The organism is Microcoleus sp. B3-D7 (genome assembly GCF_036705305.1).
Classification (GTDB): domain Bacteria; phylum Cyanobacteriota; class Cyanobacteriia; order Cyanobacteriales; family Microcoleaceae; genus Microcoleus.
The window spans coordinates 1-3,740 of sequence record NZ_JAUBUE010000109.1; the positions used below are offsets into that span (position 1 = coordinate 1).

The window sequence follows — 3,740 nt, forward strand, 5'->3', positions numbered from 1 at the left end:
CTGGGTGCGGTGAAAGTCGCACGCCCAGATCTAACTGAGAGGGGCGGGGAATAATATCCCCCCTCGACTCAACCAGTGATATTATGTCCGCTAGATCATTTCCACTCGCCTTGCAAGGTAAAAGCAGCCCAATAATAGGGAGATTTCCATTTTTCCTCCTGCATCATTTCAATCTGCGCCGCCCTCAAAGCTGCCGCCGGCGCTAACTTTTGTTGCACCATTTTTTGATAAAACTTTTGCATTAACACAGCAGTTCCTTCATCATCCACACTCCACAAACTCACCGCCACCCGCTGCGCCCCCGCATACATAAAACCCCTTGTTAATCCCACCATTCCTTCGCCTTTAACATTCTGTCCCATTCCCGTCTTACAAGCACTTAAAACCACTAAGTTTGCTGCCAGTTTCAAGTTGAAAATATCCGTGAGGCGCAAGAAACCATTGACCAGATTGCCTTTGTCATCTACCATCGACATCACAATTCCTGACAGTTCGGGATTTTTGCTATTGGCAAGGCCGTGGGTGGCTAAGTGAATTATTTGATAATTGACTAAATTTCCATCGGTAGCAGTAGTGCGACTGGCATCAAAATCAAATATTTGACGGCTAGAAGCTGAGGGGAATAAGCTGGATATTGTTTGGGCTTCTTGGCGGGTAAATGGTAGGCGTTGTGGCGGCCATTCTATCTCGGAAGCACGAAGCGAGCGATTTAAACCGAGGTTATTTGCTTCTAACTTGTCAGTCATTTCTTGGGTGATTTTTCCTTTAATTCTTTCATCATCTGGACTGAAAACAGGATCTGCTAAAATTGCTAAAGTTTGGTTCGGCGATTTTCTATCTCCGTAATTTTGCCGTAAAATGGCGAGACTTGAGACGGAAGGCAGGGTAATAATTTCATGTTCGGCAATTAAGGGAACATTGGTATTTTGTCCCCGGGTTTGGGGAAGAGTTAACGCCGGAAAAGGGGTATAGTGCAGCACGCCGTCGGGAACAATTAATAAGCGTTTGTTTCCTAATTGGGCTGCGGCTGGCTGTAAAATTACTTGACCCAGATTGGCACTTGCTTGGGCAACTTGTTGGGGAATATCTCTTTGGATTTGGCTAGTTACTGTGTCTCGGAAATTGCGGGCTACTGTTTCAATATCTGCGCGTTTTGGCAACTCATAGCTCGTTAGTCCTGTTGATGTCACAACCCACAAATAACTTCGGTATTCGCCGAGGGAATACTGCAATAAAATCGTGTTTTCATCGAGAATCTGTTTCTGAATTTCTGGCAGTGTTAAAGGTTGGGGCTGGGTGAGGGCAGCGTAGCGGGGGCTAGCGGTACGAATCTTGGCTTGAATTTGCTGATATTGTTCCAAAAGTGCAAGGCGCCCCGAGTCGATTTCAGCGATTTTAGTTGCGTTGGGATTGGGGATGCTGATTGCTTCGATGCGCTGCTTTTCAATGGCATCAAGTTGCTGTTGCAGGCTCTTTTCTTGTTGCAGTAAATCGGGGTCAATGCCTTCGCGAATGTTGGCGTTACTTTCAAAGAGGAGTTCGAGGAGACTGCGGGCCCTCGAACGTTCGCTGGCTTCTAAGGCTTTGGTATCATAACCGGATTTAGGATTAGTTTTGTGCAGTTGCATTAACAAATCAATGTAGAATTCGTAGTAGTTCTGTACTGTGGCAAAGTATGAGCTGCGGAGTTCTGGGCTGGCTATTTTGGTGCGGAGGTTTTCGATTATTTTGAGAGAGGATTCAATATTTTTGAGGGCTTCGGTAAGATTCCCGAGATGGCGTTTGACATAGGCAATACCATAGAGGGTGTTCGCTTCCCCACCGCGATCGCCTACTGCCCGTCTCAGGGGAAGCGACTGGCTGTAATACTCTAGCCCTTTCTGTTTTTCTCCCAAATCTGAGTAGACACTGCCGATGTTGTTGAGGGTGAGAGCTTCCCCACTGCGATCGCCGATTGCCCGACTCAGGGGAAGCGACTGGCTGTAATACTCTAGCCCTTTCTGTTGTTCTCCCAATTGTAAGTAGACAGTGCCGATGTTGTTGAGGGTGGTAACTTCCCCACTGCGATCGCCGGTTGCCCGTCTCAGGGGAAGCGACTGGCTGTAATACTCTAGCGCTTTCTGTTTTTCTCCCAATTGTGAGTAGACTAAGCCGATGTTGTTGAGGGTGCCAGCTTCCCCACGGCGATCGCCTACTGCCCGAAACAGGGGAAGCGACTGGCTGTAATACTCTACCGCTTTCTGTCTTTCTCCCAAATCTGAGTAGACAGCGCCGATGTTGATGAGGGTGGTAGCTTCCCCACGGCGATCGCCGATTGCCCGTCTCAGGGGAAGCGACTGGCTGTAATACTCTAGCGCTTTCTGTTTTTCTCCCAAATCTGAGTAGACTAAGCCGATGTTGTTGAGGGTGAGAGCTTCCCCACTGCGATCGCCGGTTGCCCGACTCAGGGGAAGCGACTGGCTGTAATACTCTAGCGCTTTCTGTTTTTCTCCCAATTCATAGTAGACACCGCCGATGTTGTTGAGGGTGGTAGCTTCCCCACTGCGATCGCCGGTTGCCCGTCTCAGGGGAAGCGATTGGCTGTAATACTCTAGGGCTTTCTGTTGTTCTCCCAAGTATGAGTAGACACTGCCGATGTTGTGGAGGGTGGTAGCTTCCCCGCCGCGATCGCCGATTGCCCGAAATAGCGGAAGCGACTGGCTGTAATACTCTAGGGCTTTCAGGTTTTCTCCCAAATCTGAGTAGACACCGCCGATGTTGTTGAGGGTGACAGCTTGCTCACGGCGATCGCCGGTTGCCCGACTCAGGGGAAGCGACTGGCTGTAATACTCTAGCGCTTTCTGTTTTTCTCCTAAATCTGAGTATACTTTGCCGATGCTGTTGAGGGTGGTAGCTTCCCCGATGCGATCGCCAGTTGCCCGACTCAGGGGAAGGGATTGGTTGTAATACTCTAGCGCCTTCTGTTTTTCTCCCAAATCTGAGTAGACTAAGCCGATTCTGTTGAGGGTGACAGCTTCTATACGGCGATTGCCTACTGCCCGAAACACGGGAAGCGACTGGCTGTAATACTCTAGCGCTTTCTGTTTTTCTCCCAATGCTGAGTAGACAGTGCCGATATTGGTGAGGGTGGCAGCTTCCCCACTGCGATCGCCGATTGCCCGTCTCAGGGGAAGCGACTGGCTGTAATACTCTAGCGCCTTCTGTTTTTCTCCCAAATCTGAGTAGACAGTGCCGGTGTTGTTGAGGGTGACAGCTTCCCCACCGCGATCGCCTACTGCCCGAAATAAGGGAAGCGACTGACTGTAATACTCTAGCGCTTTCTGTTTTTCTCCCAAATCTGAGTAGACAGCGCCGATGTTGTTGAGGGTGCGAGCTTCCCCTTGGGCGTCGCCAACTGCTCGATACAGTTTTAATGCTTCTTCATATTTGACGATCGCACTTCTTTTTGCTTGGGCCGTTCCTTGTTGGTACAGTTGCAGTCCTTCTTTTAAAGCTTTTTCAGCAGCCTCGCTACTGTTACTTTGTGCTGTTTGTACGACTTTACCAACAGGCACGGCTGCTACCACTGGCTGACTTAACTGAACCGAAAGCGCGATCGACATACCAGCCAAAAACCATTGAGTGCGATCGAACATAGCCACCCCTTTTGTATTTTTGTCGATTTTACTCACTAGCTCGCTTAGTGTAAAGGCAGGAAGAGTGCGATTCGTTGAAGCGTGAATCACGGTGAAAACCCGACA

At 49.3% G+C, this 3,740-nt stretch carries 1 protein-coding gene; it reads right to left on the bottom strand.

Features of this window, described 5'->3' with window-relative positions:
* Positions 1-95: 95 nt before the first annotated feature.
* A complete protein-coding gene (locus tag QUB25_RS29390; protein WP_445251998.1) occupies positions 96-3,635 on the bottom strand; it encodes a CHAT domain-containing protein in 3,540 nt (1,179 codons plus the stop codon).
* Positions 3,636-3,740: the final 105 nt, after the last annotated feature.